Origin of the sequence: Streptococcus sp. 27098_8_134, from assembly GCF_041431675.1 — a bacterium.
Taxonomy (GTDB): domain Bacteria; phylum Bacillota; class Bacilli; order Lactobacillales; family Streptococcaceae; genus Streptococcus; species Streptococcus sanguinis_R.
This window is the reverse complement of sequence record NZ_JAPVYD010000001.1, coordinates 389,869-408,591: the sequence shown is the minus strand read 5'-3', so window position 1 is coordinate 408,591 and position 18,723 is coordinate 389,869. Positions and strand designations below refer to the sequence as shown.

The following is an 18,723-nucleotide window of genomic DNA, read 5'->3' as shown; positions in this document are numbered from 1 at the left end:
GAATTTTCGTCTGAAATCAGTAGGATGAGACGGCAGTCCACGTTACGGACAAAGAGGGGTAAGAGGAGCATCATGTTATTGTCTTGCCTAAACAAAGGTGGTACCGCGAATTTTCGTCCTTTTTTGAGAAGTTTGCGGTTTTTAATTTGTAATAAAAAAAATAAAGAGGAATAAAATGAAACTGAAAGAAACACTCAATCTTGGGAAAACTGCTTTCCCTATGCGGGCCGGTCTTCCAAATAAGGAGCCAATCTGGCAGAAGGAATGGGATGAAGCTAAGCTTTATCAGCGCCGTCAGGAACTGAATGAAGGCAAGCCGCACTTTATCCTGCATGATGGCCCTCCCTATGCTAACGGGAATATTCACGTCGGCCATGCTATGAACAAGATTTCCAAAGATATCATTGTTCGCTCAAAGTCTATGGCTGGTTACTATGCGCCTTACATTCCAGGATGGGATACGCATGGTCTTCCGATTGAGCAGGTATTGGCAAAACAAGGCGTTAAGCGCAAAGAGTTGGACTTGGTAGAATACCTCAACATGTGTCGGGACTATGCGCTTAGCCAAGTCGAAAAGCAAAAAGAGGACTTCAAGCGTTTGGGTGTTTCTGGTGACTGGGATAATCCTTATGTTACTTTGACTTCTGATTATGAAGCGGCTCAGATTCGTGTCTTTGGCGAAATGGCTAAGAAAGGCTACATCTACCGTGGCGCTAAGCCAGTTTACTGGTCTTGGTCTTCTGAGTCAGCTTTGGCTGAAGCAGAAATTGAATACCATGATTTGGTTTCTACCTCTCTCTACTATGCTAACCGCGTCAAAGATGGTAAAGGAGTATTGGACACAGATACTTACATCGTTGTATGGACAACAACTCCATTTACCATTACAGCCTCTCGCGGTTTGACAGTTGGAGCAGATATTGATTACGTAGTCGTTCAACCAGCTGGTGAATCTCGTAAGTTTGTGGTTGCTTCAGAATTGTTGAATAGTCTATCTGAGAAATTTGGCTGGACTGATGTTCAAGTTTTAGCTACCTACCGTGGTCAAGAATTAAACCAGATCGTGACAGTTCACCCATGGGATACTGCTGTAGATGAACTTGTTATCCTGGGTGACCACGTTACGACTGACTCTGGTACCGGTATCGTTCATACAGCGCCTGGTTTTGGTGAGGACGACTACCATGTCGGTGTAGCCAATGGACTGGAAGTTGCTGTGACAGTCAATGAGCGCGGTATCATGATGGAAAATGCTGGTCCTGACTTTGAAGGCCAGTTCTATGATAAGGTTGTGCCGACGGTTATTGAAAAGCTTGGTGATTTGCTCCTTGCTCAGGAAGAAATTTCTCACTCTTATCCATTTGACTGGCGTACTAAGAAGCCAATCATCTGGCGGGCAGTACCTCAGTGGTTTGCATCTGTTTCTAAATTCCGTCAAGAAATTTTAGATGAAATTGACAAGATTAAATTCCATTCTGAATGGGGGAAAGTACGCCTCTACAATATGATTCGTGACCGTGGTGACTGGGTTATCTCTCGTCAGCGAGCTTGGGGAGTTCCACTTCCAATCTTCTATGCCGAAGACGGAACACCAATCATGACAGCAGAAACCATCGAACATGTCGCTCAGCTTTTTGAGGAGCACGGCTCTATCGTCTGGTGGAAGCGTGAAGCCAAAGACCTCTTACCAGAAGGATTTACTCATCCAGGTTCTCCAAACGGCGAATTTACCAAGGAAACGGACATCATGGACGTTTGGTTTGACTCAGGTTCATCATGGAATGGTGTAGTGGTCAACCGTCCGGAATTGACTTACCCAGCTGATCTTTATCTAGAAGGTTCAGACCAATACCGTGGTTGGTTTAACTCATCTCTTATCACATCAGTTGCTAACCATGGCGTGGCTCCTTACAAACAAATCTTGTCACAAGGATTTGCCCTAGATGGTAAGGGTGAAAAGATGTCTAAATCCCTTGGGAATACCATTGCTCCAAGTGACGTGGAAAAACAATTTGGTGCGGAAATCTTGCGTCTCTGGGTAACCAGTGTCGACTCCAGCAACGACGTTCGTATCTCTATGGATATCTTGGGTCAAGTTTCTGAAACCTACCGTAAGATTCGGAATACCTTGCGTTTCTTGATTGCCAATACCTCTGACTTTAATCCAGCTGAGGATGCCGTAGCTTACGAAGAACTTCGTTCTGTTGATAAATACATGACTATCCGCTTCAATCAATTAGTAGAGACTATTCGCAAGGCTTATGCGGACTTTGAGTTTCTGACTATTTATAAAGCAATTGTCAACTTTGTGACTATTGACTTGTCTGCTTTCTATCTGGACTTTGCCAAAGATGTTGTCTATATCGAAGCAGCTAAATCATTGGAACGACGTCAGATGCAGACTGTTTTCTATGATGTTTTGGTTAAAATCACCAAGCTTCTGACTCCAATTTTGCCACACACAGCAGAAGAAATCTGGTCTTACCTAGAGCACGAAAAGGAAGAATTTGTTCAGTTATCTGAATTGCCAGAAGCTCAGACTTTCCCAAATCAAGAAGAAATTTTGGACACTTGGTCTGCCTTTATGGACTTCCGCAGTCAGGCTCAGAAAGCCTTGGAAGAAGCCCGCAATGAGAAGGTTATCGGGAAATCATTGGAAGCGCACCTGACTGTCTATCCAAATGAAGTCATCAAGACTTTGCTGGAAGCGGTCAACAGCGATGTGGCACAGCTTCTTATCGTTTCTCAATTAACAATTATAGAAGGACCTGCTCCAGAAGGCGCTCTAGTCTTTGAAGATGTAGCTTTTGTCGTAGAGCATGCGCAGGGGCAAGTCTGTGATCGCTGCCGCCGTAATGATTCGACTGTTAAAACATTTTTAATTCATAATACAGAAGACGGTGAATCTCTAAATAGTCAACTCTGTGACCATTGTTACGACATTCTGAGAGGGTACGATTACCTCGTTATTGCAAATGTAGATTATTAAAGAGAAAATGGCTTTGCCCTTTAATGGCAAGCCATTTTTTTTAGATAGATTGATTTGAAAATTTGTTAAATTAAAATTAAATTAGAAAAAACAAACAGTTGCAAACGCAACTATCTTCTGCTATACTAGTTATACCTTAGGAGTGTCTATTTTGGTTAGAATATTTTGGAGCTGAAAGAGCTCAGAGGAAGTCAGTTGCTGCAGAGCCTGACTGGCATAGGTATTTTCAAAGCCAATCAGCTGGTCGTAGAGTTTGAGAGCCTGATTGCTAGGATAGAGCTCTTTGAACTTCTTATTTTGAGCTTTGGTCTTTTTGATAATCAAGCCCCTATCTTCCAGCTTTCCTAGGGATCGACTGAGGGTAGTCTTGTCAATCTGCACCATCTCTGCCAGTTGTGATTGGCTGAGACCTTCATTTTCGACGATGCGAATGAGAAGTAGAAACAAATTATTGTCTAGGCCGTAGTTACCGGCTTTCTGATTCATTTTCATCATAGCCTGTCTAGAAATAAAGCCCATTTGTCGGAAAAGTTGACGGTAATCCATAGGAACTCCTTTATAGTTGCATTTGCATTTATTATACATTAAAAAGTTAGAGGAAACAAGTATGTGGTCTAGGAAAAAATTAACTGAGTTGAACCCGATAGAATTTTATCAAATCTTAAAATTGCGCATTGACACCTTTGTGGTGGAGCAGGAGCGCATTTATCATGAACTGGATGAGAAGGACCTAGAAGCAGTGCATGTTTACCATGCTAATAAACAAGGGGAAATTGATGCTTATGCTCGGGTCTTTGAAGAGGGAGAGCATTTAGTCTTTGGTCGAGTAGTCACAGCTCAGTCTGTACGAGGACAGGGATTAGGAGGACAGCTTATTAGAGAAATCTTGCAATTATGTGCTGAAAAATGGCCAGGAAAGGAAATTGAAATAGAGGCTCAGGATCAGGTGGCTGCTCTCTATGAAAAGTATGGCTTCAAGGCAGTTGGTCAACCCTTTATTTTTGAATCGACACCTCACATTACCATGATCTATAAACAATAAAAAAACTAAGGCCAGGCCTTAGTTTTTACTGTTTAACAGGAATGGAAATTTCGATTAGATTATTAGCGTAAATCGTTCGGATAGCAGCTTTATCAATAGCATTTGCATCAATTTTTCTCTTCAAGAAAAATTCTCTAATTTTTTCGATTTCCTGTTCGCGTACAGCACGGTGCATGTTTGAAATCAAAATTTCATAGTGAAGAGGAGCTTGTGTAAAAACAACATCGCTGTTTCCAGCAGAATAAACTTCGACTAATATCGCATCGGTGCTTTCCAATTGGCTTTTGACAAGGTCAGCATGACTGTTTGTTGTATTAATAAGCTTCATACGATTTCCTCCTGCTTTATACCTGCTATTATTATAACATGTTTGCTATAAATTGTGAATGATTTCTTTAAGCTTTAAGTGTATTTTTCCAGGCTTGGATACCCCATTTATGGCTGCCGCGTTTTAGTGTTTCAATAGCTTCTTCGACTGGGAACCAGGCAAGCTGGTTGAAATCTTCCAGCGGTTTTTGGACTTCTTGGAAAGAGGTGACCTGATACAGGTAGGCCGGGTTGTAGAAATGGGTGTCGCGATGGCGAGAGTAAAAATATTCATCAGCTTGTCCAAGATAGCGTCCAAGCTGGGCTGTGAATCCAAGTTCTTCCATCAGCTCGCGTTCAAGGGCAGTCTGATGGTTTTCCCCCTCTTCAATCTCTCCACCGGGCAGAAACCAAGCCCCATTAGGCGCCTGGACCAAAATAATCTTTTCTTTCTTTTCGTCTGGGATAACGGCATAGACTCCGTAGCGGGTCACATATTCTACATTTGCTTCCTTTTCACCAAAGGTTGGATTTGTCATTCTAATATCCTCAATCTCTAGTCAGTTTACTATCTATCATAATGGACTAAGGACCAGCTGTCAAGAATTTACTCAGTTTATTGGACAGAAAAAGAATGATAGTCGTTTAAAGAGATGTTCTTCAAATTATAAATTCTTTCCTCCGACCGTTTAAAAAAATCTTCTTTATGGGAATGGTAAAACATTTATAGAAGAAATTGTTATAATAGTAGCGAGGTGGTTTTATGACAGAAAGCAGACTTTTTAAAATCTTATATCTTCTTTTAGAGCAAGGCCGCACAACAGCTCCCGAATTAGCCTCACTATTTGAAGTATCTATTCGGACCATCTATCGAGATGTAGACAAGCTGAGTTTGGCAGGAATCCCTATCTATTGCAGCCCAGGCAAGGGCGGGGGTATTTTTCTGATGAAGGATTTTGTCTTAGACAAGGCCTTGTTTTCAGAGTCTGAGAGGGATGAGCTATTAGCTGCTCTTCAAGGCTTGCAGGTTATAACTGATGGCAAGCAGGTAGAGACCTTGGCTAAGCTGCAGTCCTTGTTTCAAGTTCAGGCCACATCCTGGCTGGAGGTGGATTTCACTGATTGGCGCAAGAAAGCAGATCAGAAAGAACTGTTTGATACCATTAAGCAAGCAATCTTGCAAAGAAGAGTCTTGTCTTTTTCTTACTTGAATGGGCGTGGAGAAAGAGAGCAGCGCAAGATAGAGGCGCTGAAGTTAGTATTTAAAAGTCAAAACTGGTATGTTACTGGCTTTTGTCGTTTAAGACAAGCTCCGCGCTTTTTTAAACTCAACAGAATGAGAGACTGTCAGATGTTAGAGGAAAGATTTAAGCAGAGAGTCTTGGATGAGAAATTGAGTCCTGAGGAGCGGCTAGGAGGCACTGTAAAAGTCCTCTTGAAATTTGACCGGAAGCATGCCTTTCGAGTGTACGAGGAGTTTTCAGAAGCAGAGATAGAGGAGACTGATGGGAGCATTTATGTCGAGACGCATTTGCCGAGTCACGATAGTCTTTATACCTACTTGCTATCCTTTTTGGATGGAGTTGAAATCATGGAGCCGTCTCGGTTACGGGAAGAATTCAAAGAAAAGTTAAAAGCTATTGCCGATATTTATAAAAGCTGACAGAGGTTGTCAGCTTTTCTTTGCTATACTGTTTGTAGTAAAGAAAGGAGGGCTCTCTCATGAAATATGAATGGAGAAAAGCCAATCGAGAATTCTATCAAATCAAGTCTGCACCCTGTCTCATAGATGTTCCTGCCCAGTCTTTTATCATGATTGACGGCAAGGGCAATCCTAATGCTGCTGACTTTTCGGAACGAGTTGGTGCTCTGTACAGCTTAGCCTATGCTATCAAGATGAACTACAAAAAGACAGCGGCCGAGCAAGAATTTACTGATTTTACAGTTTATCCCTTGGAAGGACTTTGGCAGCAAGAGCAAGCAGGAGAACTCATTAAAGAAGAATTGATCTATACTATTATGATTGGGCAGCCGGACTTTATCACTGGAGAGATGGTGAAAAAAGCTCTGGAACAAGTCCGTGTCAAAAAGCCTAATCCTCTCTATGACGAGATTCGCTTTGAAGAAATGACGGAAGGAGCGTGTGTCACCGTGTTGCACTTAGGACCTTTTGACGAAGAACCTCAATCCTTCGCTAAAATGGATGCCTTTTGCCAGTGTCACCAGCTGACACGGATTTCAAATACTCATAGGGAAATCTATCTCAATAATCTGAATCGGACAGACCCTAGCAAGCTGAAAACAATTCTGCGCTACAAGGTTCAGAAAGATCAATAAAGAACTAGAGCAGAAAACTAAGTGTTTTCTGCTCTAGTTTGTCGACATTTATTTTTCTTCTTGAGATGAATTAACGGACTCTGTGCTTTCTGTTTTCTTAGCTGACTTGATGAGAATCTTGCCATTGCTGGTCATGATAGCTTTGAGCTCTTTTTCACTTGGATTTTCTAGATAGAAGTCGGTAATAGCATCTTCGATATGGTCTTGAATGGTGCGGCGCAGTGGGCGAGCGCCCATTTTTGGATCGTAGCCCAGATCAACCAATTTTTCCTTGACCTTCTCCGTAACATCCAGATGAATATCGTTGGTTGCCAAACGTTGATTGACATCGTCCAGCATAAGGTTGACGATTTGCAGCAGATTGTCCTTGCTGAGCGCCTGGAATTCGATAATACCGTCAAAGCGGTTCATAAACTCAGGACTGAAGAAGTTACCCAATTCACCTAAGACGGAGTTGGTGCGGCCTTCACGCGCTGCCCCAAAGCCAACGCTAGCTTCAGCTTTGCCAGTTCCGGCATTGGATGTCATGATGATAATGGTGTCCTTGAAGCTGACAGTCCGTCCTTGGCCATCAGTCAGGCGGCCATCATCTAGAACCTGCAGGAACATGTGCATAACATCGGGATGGGCCTTTTCCACCTCATCTAGCAGAATGAGTGAGTAGGGATTGCGGCGGACGCGCTCAGTCAATTGACCAGCTTCATCATAGCCGACATAGCCCGGAGGGGCACCGACCAGCTTGGCCACGCTGTGTTTTTCCATATATTCACTCATATCAAAGCGAATCATGCTGTCAGCCGAGCCAAAGAGCTCAATGGCTAGTTGCTTAGAAAGCTCAGTCTTACCGACGCCAGTTGGTCCGACAAAGAGGAAGCTACCGATTGGGCGATTAGGACTTCCTAGTCCGACTCGGTTGCGGCGGATGGCCTTGGCAATCTTATCCACAGCATCGTCTTGGCCGATGACATGAGCCTTTAAGTCGCTAGCGAGATTGACTAGTTGAGACTGTTCCTTTTCTTTGAGATCGCCAACTGGGATATTGGTCTTTTGCTCTACGATGTGCTCAATCGTTTTCTCGCTGATAATCGGAGTATCCTTGTCTAGCACACTTGTCTGCTGGAGTTCCTTGTACTTAGCAATCTGGTCACGGAAGTAAGCTGCTTTCTCGAAATCTTCGTCACGAGTCGCCTGAGCTTTAAGATTTTCGGCCTCAATCAGACGCTGGTCAATGACCTTGGAATCAACAAAGTTGAGGGTCAGATTCATCTTGGATCCAGCCTCATCCAAGAGGTCAATAGCCTTGTCTGGCAGGAAGCGATCTTGGATGTAGCGGTTGGAGAGAAGCGCAGCAGCTTCAATGGCCGCATCTGTGTACTTGACGTGATGGTAGTCTTCGTATTTTTTCTGAATCCCTTTGAGGATGATAATCGTTTCCTCTACCGTCGGCTCGTCTACCTTAACTGGCTGCATCCGGCGCTCCAGTGCTGCATCCTTCTCAATAATACGGTATTCATTGAGGGTGGTTGCTCCGACCATCTGGAGCTCACCGCGAGCCAGAGCTGGTTTAAGGATGTTCCCAGCGTCCATATTGCCATCGCCAGCAGAGCCTGCTCCGACAATTTCATGGATTTCATCAATGAAGAGAATGACATCCTGACGAGAACGAATCTCATCAATGAGCTTCTGCATTCTCTCCTCAAATTGGCCACGGATACCAGTTCCCTGTACTAAGCTGACAACGTCTAGGCGGATAACTTCTTTACCTTGGAGTTTATGAGGCACATCACCATCAACAATCTTCTGGGCCAGGCCTTCCACCACGGCTGTTTTTCCGACTCCTGGCTCTCCTATGAGAACAGGATTGTTCTTGGTGCGGCGGTTGAGGATTTCAATAACACGGACGATTTCTTCATCACGGCCAATAACAGGATCAATCTCGCCTCGGCGAGCCAATTCAGTCACGTTGATACCAAACTCTTCAAGCAGGCCTTTTGGCCTTTGCGGACTTGGCTGAGGCTGACCACCCTTGCTAGGATTGGAGCCGTAGCCGCCACCGCCCCCATAGGCTGCTCCGCCAGATTGGGTGGGAGGAGTAGTTGGTTCCTGAGGCTGTTGAAAATTGCTAAGGCTGTTGAAGAAATCATCGATAGGATCTGTTCCGTGATTATTGGCATTGGCAATTCCACCGAACAAGGAATGTTCAGGGTCTGTTTTCATGATTTGGTAGCAGTTTTGGCACAAATCCACCTGCTGTTTATGGCCATTTACGTTGGTATAAAGGTGAATCGTAGATTCATTGATTTTACAATTTTGACAAAGCATGCAGATACCTCTTTTCTTTTAGTGTGCAAGCTATTTATAAAAATAATTAAAGGTCAAAAATAGTCAAAGTTTTATAGTTTCATTATATCAGTATTCTCGAACTTTGCAAGAATTTACTACAAAATCCTCCCTTAGACCGAGCAGAATGAAAACAAATTCTTGAAAAATTACAAAAAATTGGCTTTTAGTGGTATTTCAGTCGCTATTTATGGTAAAATAAGAGGGAACTAAGTAAATAGGAGAAACAAAATGGAATCACATTTAGTTAGAATTATTAACCGCTTAGAAGCTATGGCTAAGGATGGCGGAAATTTGAAACGTAATTTTGAGCGTGAAGGAGTGGTTGTAGCAGAAGTAGCTTACAGTTATGACGAAGAAAACGGCTCTGTCTTCACCTTGCGTGACGTTGCAGCGCGTGAGACCTATACTTTCGACAGCATCGATTTGATTGCAATGGAAATTTATGAATTACTCTACTAAAAAGCACTTAGCTGCTTTTTATTTTTACCCTTTTTATCTTAATTTTGAAAAAGATTTAGTAGGTCTGAAAATTTTACAGCTAGCTGCCAATGAATCCTCGTCTTATAACCTTATATAAGAAAAAGTTATAGGCTGGGCCCAGATTTTTTTGGTATAATGAAAAAGATAATGAAAAAGAAATGAGAATGACATGGCGCAGATTATTGATGGTAGAGGTTTGGCAGAGAAGCTTCAGAAAAAATTAGCCGAAAAAACGGCTCGCCTCAAAGAAAAGACAGGTCAGATACCGGGCTTGGTAGTGATTGTGGTGGGAAATAATCCAGCCAGTCAAATCTACGTGCGTAATAAAGAGCGCTCAGCCTTGGCTGCTGGCTTTCGGAGTAAGGTAGAACGTCTGCCAGAAGAGACCAGCCAGGAAGAGCTCTTGAGCTTGATTGAAACCTATAATCAAAATCCTGACTGGCATGGGATTTTGGTTCAGCTGCCCTTGCCTGAGCATATTGATGATGAAGCTGTGCTGCTGGCTATTGATCCAGACAAGGATGTTGATGGTTTTCATCCTCTTAATATGGGCAAACTATGGAGCGGCCATCCGGTTATGATTCCGGCTACTCCAGCAGGTATTATGGCAATGTTCCATGAATATGGCGTTGAATTGGAAGGCAAGCGAGCGGTCGTCATCGGGCGGAGTAATATTGTCGGTAAGCCCATGGCTCAGCTCCTTTTAGCTAAGAATGCGACAGTGACTCTGACGCATTCGCGAACCCACAATCTAGCCAAGACTGCTAAGCGGGCAGATATTTTGGTGGTGGCTATTGGACGTGGACATTTTGTGACCAAGGACTTTGTCAAGGAAGGAGCTGTTGTCATTGATGTCGGTATGAATCGAAATGAAAATGGCAAGCTGATTGGCGATGTTCAATTTGATGAAGTGTCTGAAATTGCTAGTTTGATTACCCCTGTACCTGGAGGTGTTGGGCCTATGACCATTACCATGCTGATGGAGCAGACCTACCAAGCCTTTAAACGGAGTCTTGAATCATGAAATTTGTTTTTGATTTGGATGGGACCTTGTCCTTTGATTATATGACGACTGATGAGGAGATTAAGCAGGTCCTGCTGACGGCTCCTCAGTTTGGGCATGAAGTTCTGTTTGCTTCGGCGCGTTCCTATCGAGATTGTCTGGGACTATTGGGTCCGGAATTGAGCCAGCAGATAGTGATTGGCCTGAACGGCGGAGTAGCTTATCAGAATGGACAGCTGATGTTTGAACGTCAGCTGCATCAGTCAAGTTATCAAGCCATTCTAGATACTTGTTTGACCTATAATTTACCTTTTTTCGTTGATAATACTTTTGACTACAGCGGCCAGATTTTAGAAAAAATCCCTTTTATTGCTAGTGTAGATCCTCTCAAGCGGGCAAGACGGCTGGAACTGACTGAACTCCAGCATCCTATTAAGCTTGTTATTTACATGGGGAATCATGAGCAGCTCTTAGACGATTTACAGGCTCGTTTTGCAAACTTGCCTAACCTGAGTCTAGACTATCATGAACATGAGAAATGTTTTTATATCAACCCGGCTGAAACCAATAAAGCTTCAACTGTAAAGGAACTCTGCGGTTCGGATTATGTGGCTTTTGGTAATGATCAAAATGATATCCAGCTCTTTAAGAATTCTCTCTATGCTGTGCAGGTTGGGGATTTCCCAGGCTTGAGCGATTATGCGGATGAGCAGGTCGCCTTTCAGGAAAATTTACCCAAGGCAGTCGCAGCAAGAATCTTACAAAAATTTGCAGATTTCCGAAGAAAATAACTTTCTTGCGATACGAGGCACCTGTTTAGGTGCCTTTTGGTGTATAATGAAGATAGGTTTGAAGTGCAGGATGAAGTTGATCTAGGAGAATATCATGTCAAAAAATGCTGGAAATATTTTAAAAAGAGTCATTAGGGAACGCCCCTTGGATAGCCACAAGGGCGATTACGGCCGTCTCTTATTGATTGGGGGGACCTATCCTTATGGGGGCGCCATTATCATGGCAGCTTTAGCGGCGGTCAATAGCGGAGCAGGTCTGGTGACTGTTGCTACAGACAGAGAAAATATCGCCCCTCTGCACAGTCATTTACCGGAGGCCATGGCCTTTGACCTAGAGGAGCAAGACCGATTGACAGAGCAACTAACCAAATCAGATCTAGTCTTGATTGGTCCTGGCTTGGCGGAGAATCAACTAGGTCTAGATATCCTACAAAAGGTAGTCCAGACTGTGGCAGAACAGCAGATACTCATCATGGATGGCGGAGCCATTTCACTCTTTAGCAAGGCAGCTTTGCCATTTCCAAAAGCCCAAACAGTTTTTACCCCTCACCAGAAGGAGTGGGAAAGCTTAGCGGGTTTGAGCTTGTCAGATCAGACAGCGGCAGCCAATCAGGTAGCAGTCAATCAGCTGCCTCTAGGTAGTATTGTTGTGCAGAAAAAGCATGGGACGACCATCTATCAAAGTGGGCAAGAACAAGTCTTTGAGCTGACAGTAGGCGGACCTTATCAGGCAACTGGCGGCATGGGGGATACGCTTGCTGGTATGATTGCCGCATTTGCAGGACAGTTCAAGTCCAGCAGCCTCTTTGAGCGAGTGGCGGCTGCAACACTTCTTCACTCCCTTATCGCAGATGATTTGAGTCAGGAAGCTTATGTCGTCCTGCCAACGGCAATCAGCAGGGTCATTCCAAAGTGGATGAAGGAGATGAGTCAGTAGACTTTTTCTTGGGTTTTAAGTCAGCTGGGTTTCTTTTGTGGAAGCCCAGTTTTTTTCTTGCTTTTCAGGGAATTTTTAGACTTTGTAATCGGTTTTTTATGCAGTTTTTTGTTATAATAAAAGTTACGGAAAAACTAGAAAAGAAAGGAAAAGGGCATGCCAGAGTATTTGTCGGTTTCGACCTTGACCAAGTATCTGAAGATGAAGTTTGAGCGGGATCCTTATTTGGAGCGGGTCTATCTGACTGGCCAAGTGTCCAATTTCCGCCGGCGTCCCAATCACCAGTATTTTTCATTGAAGGATGAGAAGACCGTCATTCAGGTCACGATTTGGTCTGGTGTCTACCAGAAGCTGGGCTTTGAGCTGGAAGAAGGCATGAAAATCAATGTCATTGGCCGGGTGCAGCTCTATGAGCCGAGCGGTTCCTATTCTATTATCATTGAAAAGGCAGAGCCGGATGGTATCGGTGCCTTGGCTATCCAGTTTGAACAGCTCAAGAAAAAACTGGGCGCAGAAGGGCTTTTTCAAGAGAAATTCAAGCAGGCCTTGCCCCAATTTCCTAAGAAAATCGGCGTCGTAACCAGTCCCAGCGGAGCGGTCATTCGGGATATTATCACGACGGTCAGCCGTCGCTTTCCGGGAGTGGAGATTGTCCTTTATCCGACAAAAGTGCAGGGAGATGGGGCTGCAGCTCAGGTTGCTGACCACATCAGACTGGCCAATGAGCGGTCCGATTTGGATGTGCTGATTATTGGTCGAGGCGGTGGTTCTATCGAAGATCTCTGGGCTTTCAACGAAGAGGAAACAGTTCGGGCTATTTTTGAGTCTCGGATTCCTATTATTTCTAGTGTCGGCCATGAGACCGATACGACTTTGGCGGACTTTGTAGCAGATCGCAGAGCTGCGACTCCGACGGCTGCGGCTGAGCTAGCAACATCGGTCACCAAGCTAGACCTGCTGGGACATTTGCAGCAGCAGGAAAACCGCATGTCTCGAGCGATTTCCAATCGCCTGAGCTATTATCGAGAGCGATTGAATAAGCTAACCCAGTCTGTTATCTTCCGACAGCCAGAGCGGCTTTACGATGGCCATCTGCAGAAGTTGGATCAGCTCAACCTGCGACTAAAGCAAAAAATTCGCGAATATTATAGTGAAGAGCAACAGCGGGTCAAAATCTTGCAGCATCGTTTGGAAGCATTGAATCCACTCAGTCGCGTTCAGCGTTTTCAGGAGCAGACTGCCCAGTTGGAGCGTTTGCTGCGCAGCAATATGGCGGTCATTTATGATAACAAGGTGGCTCAAGTCAGGAGATTGTCCGAGGCCTTGCTTATGCTGGATACCAGTCGAATCGTGGCGCGTGGCTATGCTATTGTCCAAAAGAATCAAAAGGTTGTCGAGTCAAGTGCTGGCATTGAAGAAAAAGATGAGCTGACCCTGCTTATGCGGGATGGGCAGCTGGAAGTAGAGGTAAAACATGTCCAAAGAAAAGAAATTTGAAGAAAATTTAGCAGACTTGGAAGTCATTGTTCAAAAGCTGGAAAATGGTGACGTAGCGCTGGAAGAGGCAATTGCGGAATTTCAAAAGGGAATGAAGCTTTCAAAAGAACTTCAGGCTAGTCTGGACAAGGCTGAAAAGACCTTGGTTAAGGTCATGCAGGCAGACGGCACAGAAACGGAAATGGAATGACAAGAAACGAGAAACTGGAAAAAATTGGTCTGACGATTGAAGATTTTTATAGGTCTCAGCAAGTGTCTTCGGATTTATCAGAAGTTATTTTGTACTCGGTGAAGGCAGGCGGCAAGCGAATTCGTCCCCTATTGCTATTGGAGTTGATTCAAGCATTTGGCCTAGAGCTAGCTGAGGCTCACTATCAGGTCGCAGCGGCTCTTGAGATGATTCACACTGGCAGCCTTATTCATGATGATTTGCCAGCTATGGATGATGACGACTATCGTCGAGGCCGCTTGACTAGCCATAAGAAGTTTGGAGAGGATATGGCTATTTTGGCGGGTGATTCTCTCTTTTTGGACCCCTATGGACTATTGGCAAGGGCCGAGCTGCCCAGTCAGGTCAAGGTGGACTTGATTTCTGAATTGTCTCTGGCAGCAGGGAGCTTTGGTATGGTCGCAGGACAAGTTCTGGACATGCAAGGTGAAGGCCAAGCAATTAGTTTAGAAGATTTAAAAAACATCCATGCCAATAAGACTGGTAAGCTACTGACCTATCCTTTTGTCGCAGCTGGTTTGATTGTTCAGGCTCAGCAGTCTGTTCAAGACAAGCTTCGTAGGATTGGAGAGCTCTTGGGCTTGGCCTTTCAAGTGCGGGATGATATTTTGGATGTGACAGCTAGCTTTGAAGAGCTGGGTAAAACCCCGCAGAAAGATTTAGCTGCGGCCAAGTCGACTTATCCAGCCTTTCTGGGACTGGATGGAGCTAAGAACTTTTTCAATCAGACCCTTGATGAAGCTGTGCTTATTCTGTCAGACTTGGAAGAGAAGACAGAGTTTTCAGGCGAAGAAATTCAAAAGATAATAGAAAGTTTAAGATTGAATGGCTAAGGAAAGAGTAGATGTGCTGGCCTACAGACAAGGGCTCTTTGAGACCAGAGAGCAGGCTAAGCGTGGTGTGATGGCTGGACTAGTCATTGCTGCGGCCAATGGCCAGCGCTTTGACAAGCCAGGTGAAAAGATTGACGCAGCCACAGAGCTGCGCTTAAAAGGTGAGAAACTCAGATATGTCAGTCGTGGCGGCCTCAAGCTAGAAAAGGCTTTGCAAGTATTTGATATTTCGGTAGCGGACCGAGTGACCTTAGATATCGGAGCTTCGACCGGCGGTTTTACAGATGTCATGCTGCAGCACGGAGCTAAGCTGGTCTATGCAGTAGATGTCGGCACCAATCAGCTAGCTTGGAAGCTCAGACAAGATGAGCGGGTTGTCAGCATGGAGCAGTTTAATTTTCGCTATGCCCAAAGGACTGACTTTGAGCAGGAGCCGAGCTTTGCCAGTATTGATGTCAGCTTTATATCGCTGAGTATGATTTTACCAGCTCTGCATGAGATTTTGGCTCGGGATGGCCAAGTGGTTGCATTGATCAAGCCCCAGTTCGAAGCGGGCCGCGAGCAGATTGGGAAAAAAGGGATTATCAAGGATAAAAAGGTCCATCTGGCAGTTCTGGATAAGGTCACAGCATTTATGATGGAGGCTGGCTTTTCTGTCAGGGGACTGGATTTTTCGCCTATTCAGGGCGGTCAGGGCAATGTGGAATTTCTGGCCTATTTAGAAAAGAGTACAGAGCCGCAGTCCCTTGATACAGAACTGATGACAGCTGTCGTAGAGGCGGCACACAAGGAATTTAAGGATGAATAAGAAGGATAGATTAGAAAAGATTAGACGCTTTGTCAGTGACTATGACATTGGCACACAGGAGGAAATTGTAGAACATCTCAGGGAGTCTGGGATTACAGCGACCCAGGCTACGGTCTCTAGGGATATCAAAGAACTGGGCATTGTCAAGATACCTCTCAAGGACAACACCTATATCTATGAGCTGCCTAAGACCATGACTAGCAGTCTGGGTTTGGCTGAAAATAACATATTGTCCTGTCAGGTTTTGGGAAATATGATCAATCTCAGTCTGGTACCGGGGAGCACAGCACTGGTCAAGCGCCATCTTAGAAATGAATTTGCTGAGGATATTTTCAGTATCTTGGCAGACAACGACAGTATTTTGATGGTTATGATGACAGAGGAAGCAGCCGCAAGGGTTGCAACCATCATTCACCATTGGTAGGAAAGCCTATGTTATTAGAAATTTCGATTAAAAATTTTGCCATTATTGAAGAGATTTCCCTTAATTTTGAGCAAGGTATGACGGTTTTAACCGGGGAAACCGGAGCCGGTAAGTCTATTATTATTGACGCGATGAACATGATGCTGGGCAGCCGTTCTACGACGGATGTTATTCGTCATGGGGCACCCAAAGCTGAGATAGAGGGACTTTTTTCGCTGGAAAATAGCAGAGCTTTGCGAGAGATTTTTGAGGAGCAAGGCTGGGAGCTGACCGATGAGCTGATTATCCGTCGGGAAATTCTGCAAAACGGCCGTAGTGTCAGTCGTATCAATGGCCAGATGGTTAATCTGTCTGTTCTTAAGGCTGTTGGTCAGCACTTGGTGGATATACATGGTCAGCATGATCAGGAAGAACTGATGAGGCCCCAGCTTCATATTGCCATGCTAGATGAGTTTGGATCAGCAGACTTTTTGAATCTCAAAGGCCGCTATCAGGAAACCTTTGACCGCTATCGAAGCCTGCGCAAGCAAGTCCTGACTTTGCAGAAAAATCAGCAGGAGCATAAGGCCAGAATTGAGATGCTGGAGTTTCAGATGGCGGAGATTGAGAGCGCAGCTCTCAAAAGCGGTGAAGATACTGCCCTGCATCAGGAGCGAGATCGTTTGCTCAATCACAAGCTCATTGCCGATACGTTGACGAACGCCTATACTATGCTGGATAATGAAGATTTTTCCAGTCTGGCCAATGTCCGCTCAGCAATGAATGACCTTGAGTCTATCGAGGATTACGATCCAGCCTACAAGGAGCTTTCAGGCAGCTTGTCAGAGTCTTATTATGTCTTGGAAGATGTCAGCAAGCGCCTAGAGGATATTTTAGATGGACTGGACTTTGACGGAGAACGGCTGCTGCAGGTGGAGAGTCGCCTAGACTTGATTAACAGCATCACGCGTAAATACGGCGGACAAGTAGATGATGTGCTGGATTACTTTGCTCAGATTTCTAAAGAATACAGCCTTTTAACTGGAAGTAACTTGTCCTCAGAGGATATGGACCGAGAGCTGAAGGCCTTGGAGAGAGAGCTGGTAGAGCTGGCCCAGGAATTGAGTCAGGCTCGTCACGACCTAGCAGCCCAGCTGGAAGCGGAAATCAAGCAAGAGCTGCAGGACCTCTACATGGAAAAGGCGCGCTTTAAAGTGCAGTTCAGTAAGGGCAAGTTCAACCGTGAAGGCAATGAACAAGTAGAGTTTTACATCTCAACCAATCCAGGCGAGGATTTCAAACCTTTGGTGAAGGTTGCGTCTGGCGGGGAGCTCTCCCGTCTCATGTTGGCTATCAAGTCTGCCTTTTCTCGTAAGGAAGGCAAAACCAGCATTGTCTTTGACGAAGTGGATACGGGCGTTTCTGGCCGAGTGGCCCAGGCTATTGCTCAGAAGATTCACAAGATTGGCTCCAATGGCCAAGTCTTGGCCATTTCCCATCTGCCGCAGGTCATTGCGATTGCCGATTATCAGTTCTTTATTGAGAAGATTTCGGATGAGAATTCGACCGTCTCAACGGTTCGCCTGCTGACGGCTGACGAGCGTGTTCAGGAAGTCGCTAAGATGCTGGCTGGTGAAGATGTGACGGAGGCTGCTTTGACTCAAGCCAGAGAATTATTAAAAAAATAAACAAGCGAGGCTGAGACACTAGTGTTTCGGTCTCCTTTAGGAGGTGACGAGTATGACAGAATATTTTGCAATCGGTGATGTCCATGGCAAGGCTGGTATGCTGGATGAGCTGATCCAGCATTGGGACGGTCGCAGCCAACTAGTCTTTCTAGGGGACTTGATAGATCGTGGCGAGGACAGCCGAGCGGTTTTGGAGCGGGTCAAGGATTTAGTGGATCAGAAAGGAGCTATCTGTCTTTCTGGCAATCATGAGTATATGTTTCTGACCTGGCTGGACAATCCTGAAAAGTCTTATGACCACTACCGACGCAATGGCGGAGATACGACGATTAATTCGCTTTTAGGCCGACCTCTTAATGCTCCTGTAGATGGAGTAGCAGACGCGGAACGTGTCAAGACGGAGACGGCCAATTTAGTAGATTTTATTCGCCAGATGCCTTTCCTATTGGAGACGGAACAGTACATTTTTGTTCATGCTGGTCTAGATTTGGAGCTGAAAGACTGGCGAGAAACCAGTGATTATCAAAAGGTTTGGATTCGTGCTCCTTTTCACGAAGGCAGCAATCAGACTGGCAAAACGATTGTCTTTGGCCATACACCGACATTTTACCTCTTGCATAAGGCACCGGGAACTGATCAGCTATGGATGACTGAGGATGGCAAGATTGGCATGGATGGCGGAGCTGTTTATGGCGGAGTACTCCATGGAGTTCTCTTCGGGCATAATGGCATCATAGAGCAATATGCCATAAAAAATGATGGTTTGGTAGCTGAAGACTGAAAAAAGATTGGATTTTCCCAATCTTTTTTGCTAAGTTTCTCTCTGAAAACCAGGCTTTTATAAAAAATTTCCCCAATAAAGCTAAAAATGCTGCATGTAAACACTTTTTCATCTAATTTTAAAGAAGCGTAAAAAGATTAAAAATCTAAAACAGGCAGATTAAATTTAGGAAACGCTTGGCCTGAGCTGTGATTTTAGCGAATATTCCCCCACAAAACCATAAAAATTTGGTATAATGTAGTGTAATAACAAGTTA

General features: G+C 44.7%; 20 protein-coding genes. 16 read left to right on the top strand and 4 right to left on the bottom strand.

What is annotated here, in order from left to right; genetic code table 11:
* Positions 1–175: 175 nt before the first annotated feature.
* Positions 176–2,989: an isoleucine--tRNA ligase gene (gene ileS / locus O3620_RS01855; RefSeq protein ID WP_002919447.1), complete on the top strand. Its 2,814-nt coding sequence runs from the start codon at positions 176–178 to the stop codon at positions 2,987–2,989.
* A gap of 129 nt (positions 2,990–3,118) precedes the next feature.
* On the opposite strand, the gene O3620_RS01850 is transcribed toward ileS, so the two are convergent.
* On the bottom strand, positions 3,119–3,574 hold the full coding sequence (locus tag O3620_RS01850) for a MarR family winged helix-turn-helix transcriptional regulator (protein ID WP_002919445.1): 456 nt from the start codon (positions 3,572–3,574) through the stop codon (positions 3,119–3,121).
* Positions 3,575–3,596: 22 nt separating this feature from the next.
* Here O3620_RS01850 and O3620_RS01845 point away from each other — a divergent pair, with 22 nt between their 5' ends.
* Positions 3,597–4,031 carry a GNAT family N-acetyltransferase gene (locus tag O3620_RS01845; RefSeq protein ID WP_002919444.1) on the top strand — a complete coding sequence of 145 codons (435 nt, stop codon included), beginning with the start codon at positions 3,597–3,599 and terminating at the stop codon, positions 4,029–4,031.
* Between the two features lie 25 nt (positions 4,032–4,056).
* Here O3620_RS01845 and O3620_RS01840 read toward each other — a convergent pair whose 3' ends face one another.
* Positions 4,057–4,359 (bottom strand): DUF1827 family protein, encoded by a 303-nt coding sequence (locus tag O3620_RS01840; RefSeq protein WP_002919443.1) that lies wholly within the window; start codon positions 4,357–4,359, stop codon positions 4,057–4,059.
* Positions 4,360–4,426: 67 nt separating this feature from the next.
* The gene (locus O3620_RS01835; protein ID WP_002919442.1) at positions 4,427–4,876 is read right to left on the bottom strand and encodes an NUDIX hydrolase; all 450 of its coding nucleotides are present in this window, start codon (positions 4,874–4,876) and stop codon (positions 4,427–4,429) included.
* A gap of 224 nt (positions 4,877–5,100) precedes the next feature.
* Between O3620_RS01835 and O3620_RS01830 the strand changes: the two genes are divergently transcribed.
* Together O3620_RS01830 and O3620_RS01825 are read left to right on the top strand one after the other, a co-directional pair.
* Complete coding sequence (locus O3620_RS01830; RefSeq protein ID WP_002919441.1) at positions 5,101–6,000, top strand: YafY family protein; 900 nt, start codon at positions 5,101–5,103, stop codon at positions 5,998–6,000.
* Between the two features lie 59 nt (positions 6,001–6,059).
* Positions 6,060–6,674 (top strand): GyrI-like domain-containing protein, encoded by a 615-nt coding sequence (locus O3620_RS01825; RefSeq protein ID WP_002919440.1) that lies wholly within the window; start codon positions 6,060–6,062, stop codon positions 6,672–6,674.
* A gap of 48 nt (positions 6,675–6,722) precedes the next feature.
* Here the strand turns inward: O3620_RS01825 and O3620_RS01820 are convergent, their stop codons facing one another.
* Positions 6,723–8,996, bottom strand: a complete 2,274-nt coding sequence (locus O3620_RS01820) for an ATP-dependent Clp protease ATP-binding subunit (protein WP_002919439.1) — start codon at positions 8,994–8,996, stop codon at positions 6,723–6,725.
* A 249-nt stretch (positions 8,997–9,245) separates the two neighbouring features.
* Here O3620_RS01820 and O3620_RS01815 point away from each other — a divergent pair, with 249 nt between their 5' ends.
* From O3620_RS01815 to O3620_RS01760, 12 genes are all read left to right on the top strand, one after another.
* Complete coding sequence (locus O3620_RS01815) at positions 9,246–9,476, top strand: DUF1797 family protein (RefSeq protein WP_002896146.1); 231 nt, start codon at positions 9,246–9,248, stop codon at positions 9,474–9,476.
* 190 nt (positions 9,477–9,666) lie between these two features.
* The gene (locus tag O3620_RS01810) at positions 9,667–10,521 is read left to right on the top strand and encodes a bifunctional methylenetetrahydrofolate dehydrogenase/methenyltetrahydrofolate cyclohydrolase (RefSeq protein ID WP_002919438.1); all 855 of its coding nucleotides are present in this window, start codon (positions 9,667–9,669) and stop codon (positions 10,519–10,521) included.
* Positions 10,518–11,291, top strand: coding sequence for an HAD hydrolase family protein (locus O3620_RS01805; protein WP_002919437.1), 774 nt, complete (start codon positions 10,518–10,520; stop codon positions 11,289–11,291). The genes O3620_RS01810 and O3620_RS01805 overlap by 4 nt, the downstream gene beginning before the upstream one ends.
* Positions 11,292–11,385: 94 nt before the next feature.
* Positions 11,386–12,228, top strand: coding sequence for an NAD(P)H-hydrate dehydratase (locus tag O3620_RS01800; protein WP_002919436.1), 843 nt, complete (start codon positions 11,386–11,388; stop codon positions 12,226–12,228).
* Positions 12,204–12,440: a hypothetical protein gene (locus O3620_RS01795; RefSeq protein WP_002919435.1), complete on the top strand. Its 237-nt coding sequence runs from the start codon at positions 12,204–12,206 to the stop codon at positions 12,438–12,440. The genes O3620_RS01800 and O3620_RS01795 overlap by 25 nt, the downstream gene beginning before the upstream one ends.
* Complete coding sequence (gene xseA / locus O3620_RS01790; RefSeq protein WP_002919434.1) at positions 12,385–13,725, top strand: exodeoxyribonuclease VII large subunit; 1,341 nt, start codon at positions 12,385–12,387, stop codon at positions 13,723–13,725. The genes O3620_RS01795 and xseA overlap by 56 nt, the downstream gene beginning before the upstream one ends.
* Positions 13,703–13,915 (top strand): exodeoxyribonuclease VII small subunit, encoded by a 213-nt coding sequence (locus O3620_RS01785; protein ID WP_002896137.1) that lies wholly within the window; start codon positions 13,703–13,705, stop codon positions 13,913–13,915. The genes xseA and O3620_RS01785 overlap by 23 nt, the downstream gene beginning before the upstream one ends.
* Positions 13,912–14,787 carry a polyprenyl synthetase family protein gene (locus tag O3620_RS01780; RefSeq protein ID WP_002919432.1) on the top strand — a complete coding sequence of 292 codons (876 nt, stop codon included), beginning with the start codon at positions 13,912–13,914 and terminating at the stop codon, positions 14,785–14,787. Before O3620_RS01785 ends, O3620_RS01780 begins: the two co-directional genes overlap by 4 nt.
* Positions 14,780–15,595, top strand: a complete 816-nt coding sequence (locus tag O3620_RS01775) for a TlyA family RNA methyltransferase (protein WP_002919430.1) — start codon at positions 14,780–14,782, stop codon at positions 15,593–15,595. Before O3620_RS01780 ends, O3620_RS01775 begins: the two co-directional genes overlap by 8 nt.
* Entirely contained in the window at positions 15,588–16,019 is a 432-nt protein-coding gene (locus O3620_RS01770; protein WP_002911979.1) for an arginine repressor, read from the top strand. The genes O3620_RS01775 and O3620_RS01770 overlap by 8 nt, the downstream gene beginning before the upstream one ends.
* 8 nt (positions 16,020–16,027) lie before the next feature.
* A complete protein-coding gene (gene recN / locus O3620_RS01765) occupies positions 16,028–17,686 on the top strand; it encodes a DNA repair protein RecN (protein WP_002919428.1) in 1,659 nt (552 codons plus the stop codon).
* Positions 17,687–17,738: 52 nt separating this feature from the next.
* Complete coding sequence (locus O3620_RS01760; protein WP_002919427.1) at positions 17,739–18,467, top strand: metallophosphoesterase; 729 nt, start codon at positions 17,739–17,741, stop codon at positions 18,465–18,467.
* Positions 18,468–18,723: the final 256 nt, after the last annotated feature.